Here is a 341-nt window from a genome sequence, read left to right on the forward strand (position 1 = left end):
TCGTAAACGTAATGGATGGTACGGCTAACACTTTCCTTGTTATCCAAGTTTTCAACGGTTCCTGGCCAACGTGGGCTATCTGGTTGTCCTGGATTGACTGGTGTGTTTGGTTGTGGAGTTGGGTTATCTGGATTAACCGGTTCAACACGTTCTGAAAGGGTTACAGTGTAGACTTGGTCACGTGCTGTATCGTAGTCATAAACCTTAGCACCACCTGCTGTAAATTCATCGCTAACAAGGTTATAACCTTGTTTCTTGAATTCATTGATTTGACTTGTTGTGCTGTAGGCAATGGCTTCTCCTGACTTACCTGTTACTTCATCTGTTGTGAGAACACGGTT

At 43.7% G+C, this 341-nt stretch carries 1 protein-coding gene; it reads right to left on the bottom strand.

From position 1 onward, the window contains the following. Positions 1-341 (bottom strand): mucin-binding protein (locus tag N5909_RS00070; RefSeq protein ID WP_419965926.1); only part of this gene is annotated, 341 nt, incomplete at both ends.

The organism is Streptococcus gwangjuensis, from assembly GCF_028156745.1.
Taxonomy (GTDB): Bacteria; Bacillota; Bacilli; order Lactobacillales; family Streptococcaceae; genus Streptococcus; species Streptococcus gwangjuense_A.